The sequence below is a fragment of the Algibacter sp. genome (genome assembly GCF_049667265.1).
GTDB lineage: Bacteria > Bacteroidota > Bacteroidia > Flavobacteriales > Flavobacteriaceae > Algibacter_B.
The window spans coordinates 1-4,083 of sequence record NZ_JBATHX010000334.1 but is presented as its reverse complement, the minus strand read 5'-3'; the positions used below and the strand labels follow the sequence as shown (position 1 = coordinate 4,083).

2 pseudogenes are annotated in these 4,083 nt (G+C 33.0%); both read right to left on the bottom strand.

The window, feature by feature from the left end:
• A pseudogene (locus WBN21_RS11880) lies at window positions 1-2,573 on the bottom strand (chromophore lyase); the annotation flags it as partial.
• Between the two features lie 407 nt (window positions 2,574-2,980).
• Window positions 2,981-4,083: pseudogene (locus WBN21_RS11875) on the bottom strand (hypothetical protein); the annotation flags it as partial.

Genomic DNA, 4,083 nt, shown 5'->3' with positions numbered 1-4,083 from the left:
TCAGTTGAAACATCAATGGTATAAGTTCCTGGGTTTAAGTTTGAAAATGTATAATTATTTGGATCTATTGGACCAACACTATTTACTAAGGTGCCGCCTTCTGAAATAGAAAAATAATATTGCGGACGTGCATCATTTGCTGCAACTGCCACACTTCCTAAATCGCCATAACAAAGTGGTTGTGTAACTATAGTTGAAACCGTAAAATCTGTTTGTCTTATTTGAACATCTGGAACTGAAAAAATACAAGGGTTTGGATCCACTCCAATTTGTTTGATATAAACGGTATAAATTCCTGCTGTATTTACTGAAAATGTATTACTATTTTGGTAGTTAACACCGTCAATACTAAACTCATAACCACTAGGAACCCCACCAACAACAATTTCTCCTGGCGTTGTACAGTAAATATCTCTTGATGATACCGTTGGTACTAATAAGTTTGTATAAACATTAAAATAAAACTGGTTAAAACATCCACCATCATAGTTTAAGGTTAATCTAAATTGTCCAGCTGAATCAGCTAAAAAATTTGGTCCTGTTTCAACTTGGTTCCAAGTACAAGCAGCATCTTCATTCGCACAATCAGGATTTACAGCAGCCGTACAACTACTCTCATCTAATTGTTCCCAAATAATTGAAGTGGTATCTGTAATATTTGTTTCAATAAGTCTTGGACCATTTCCACCACATAAGAATATATTTGGCAATTCTTTTCCATCATTCGGACAAATAACAACTTCATCTGCAAAAGGAATAACAGGATTAGTAACACCAGCGCCGAAAGTAACCACTTCAAAAACTTGACTAGTAGATTGACATGGAGCAATAGCGGTATTATTCACATAATAAGTACCCGTTTCTGTAACTGTTATAGATTGAGTTGTTCCAATAACTGGTGTTCCGGTAGGACTTGTAGACCATGAATAAGCATCATAGCCGTTACCAGATGTTAATACCGTACTTGCACCACAAAGAATGACTTCTTCTTCAAAAGTACAATCTAAATCTGCTAGAAAGTTAGTAGCTCTAGGTGTTAATAAACATCCTGTGTTGGTATTAAAACTTGGGTCATCAGAAATGGTGAAACCCGGATTAATAGTTCCTTGATAAGTTGCATACGCCTGATTGTCAATAATATTTGAACAAGCATCCGTTAACAAACTACAAGTTGAAACAACGGTAACCATAAAACGAATTTCTGAAACCGGATCATTTTCTTCAACTACCGACGGATCCACACTAAAAATTATTTCTCGCGTAGTTGGATCATAACTTTGAACGGTAACTCCAGGCGGTAAAGTAGTAATATCCGCAGGGTAATTAAATACAATATTTATTGGAAGAATATCTCGTATCGTCAAATTTGTTGCATCGTCATTTCCTGTGTTTTGAAAACCGATAGTGTAATATAATTGGTCGCCTAAATCAACTAATTGCCCACCAATATCATTACCAAATTCATCTTCAACAATTTTTGTAAGCACAATATTGGGTGCAATAATTTCAATGGCAAAAGCATTAAAATAAAAATAATAGATATCTAAATTACTACCCAAACTAATATTAGCAGTAGTTGCTCCGTTGGCTATTAACGTATTTCCAGCATTTGGAATATTGATAATTCCCGAATCAAAACCTAAGGTGTTTGAACCATTTGGGTCTCTGGCAGTAAATAGTTCAGGCGTATTAGTAACTGGATCAATAATAGACGAAGTACTATTAAAAAAATTGTTAGCTTCTCGTATTACTGTGCCAGCATTGTTTGTTGCACTAATTCTGGTGCCATTTAATTCTAAATAATCGCCTGTGTATCTTCTATCTCCTTCTATGGTATTGAACGCATATTTAGCACGTACTGGACCTACGGGTATAGTTTTAAATCCAGTTACATCAAAAGTCTCGTTTATAGTACTAGTAATTTTGGTAAAACCATCAAATGAGGTAATGTATTTACTTGGTAAAAGTGGATCTTCATAAATAACAAAAAGCGACCAACCAGCAGAAAGACCTTCACTATTTGGTTTTGCCCCTACTAACGAAGAAATATTTGCAACGGCATAAGTACCTTCTGGGTTAGCCAAAGCAGTAAGCATATCTGTAACATCGTGATAATACGCATACGTATTTGAGTTAGTATTATTTGCTGCATTTTGATAATATATTTCGGTGCCTGTAATATCTACATAAGGACCTCCGGGAACTTTAAACTTTACATCGGAAATGGGTTCCGACCCATTTACCACAGCACTCCAATATAACCCAGCATAAACTATTTGATAACAACTAACGTCGTTTGGTATATCTAAGTCTGCACTACTAGAATTGAAAGTACTTGCATCTCCATCTATATCAACATGAACAGCGGCATTAATATGATCATTAGTATCGGTTCCGTTATAAGGATCTGAAACATGAATCCCTACATTGCTATTACCAATAAGAAGCATGTCGCCCTTAATGGCCTCATCGTATCTTGGTGAAAAAGGAACTAAATTTTGCGCAAACAACTGCGTGCTAAAAAAAATCAGTAACAAAACAATTCCTTTAGTTACATAAGTAGTTTTATTCATGGTTGATTATATTTATTACTTCCTGATAATTGGGACAAATTAAAAAGAAGTATCACTCACTTTAATACAGCTCAAAATAGACTGTTTCGTACAAACGAAACTTTTTATCTATATTTTGTGTTGATTAGCGGCCTAAATATCGTGAATAAATTTTAAAAAAAGTGCGACTATGAATAATTTTATGCTGATTGTCGTACTAAATATACGTTAATCGATGAAAATTATATTTTTTGTAGTATTTTTACTGTTAATTTATGAAGTATTAAAGAATATAGAATTCCACATAAAAAGCAAATAGCTTTGATATAACCGACCTTAATCCAGTTAAATGTTATATTGAAGTAATCAATCGTTATTTTTTTATTTGCTTTTTTTCAAAAGAAAATAAAAAATTAACCGAAAAAAAATTAATTTATAATTTTAACCATTGACATTTTACCGTTGTATGGCTTATTTCCTTTATTCGCATCTAATGAGTTCTTGGCCTCACTAATATTGTCAAACTTATCATAATAAATGTAATATTTACTCGTATTTACATCAAAAAAGAAATTGATGTTTTGCTCTCCTGCAGCAACAGCTTTCTTTAAAAACGCATCTCTTTTTAGCACATTGCTATGAACAGCAACAACCAAATAATAGCCTGCTTCTGCATTTTTTACATCCTTAACAATTTGAATATTACTAAGTTCCTCTCCAAAATCAAAATCATCTTTTGTTAATGGTACTGTACTAGGTTCAGTAAATTTCTTTATACCCTCTAAAGCTGCTCTATCTTTGTTATACCTTGCATCATCATTATCATAAGTAGCACGTTTAATTCTTCTATTTCTTTCAAAATCTGTTGCTACTTTAATAGTACCTAATGAGGAAATTAAATTCTGTTTAACACTTTTTGCTTGCAACTGATCTGATTTTAGTTTTTCTATAGTTTTAGCATATTCCAAGTTAACAGCGTCATTTTTATCTTTTACTTTTTTAAGTCTTTCCTTATAAAGATTTTCAATTTCTAAAATTTTAGCATTCCCAAACGAAATAGAATTATCAATCGCTAATTTTAGGCTTTCTATTTCGGCATTTTCATCAGACACACTCTTGAATGCTTTTGGGGCACTCACAATTCCTTTTTCACTTAAATCATTTTCTTCTTTTAAAGCATCTAAATCCTGTTGTTTAATAGCTACTTTTTCTATCAATTTATTTAATAATTCTTCTTGCGCATTATTAGATTCTTGAGACGATTTTTTAAAATTAATTAAGACTTCATCAAGTGCAATTTCACCTATTTCAGCCTCTTTTTCAGCTTTGATTCTTACTTCTTCGGCTAATTTCGCTTTAGCGGCTTCTTCGGCTTTAATTTTTGCTTCAACTTCAATTCTTAATTGTTCTTCTTGAGCAGCTTTTACTCTTGCTTCCTCAGCTAATTTTGCCTGAGCTTGCTCCTCTGCTTTTAATCTCGCAACTTCCGCTATTCTAGCTTGTTCTACTTGTGCAGCTTTTACTCTTGCTT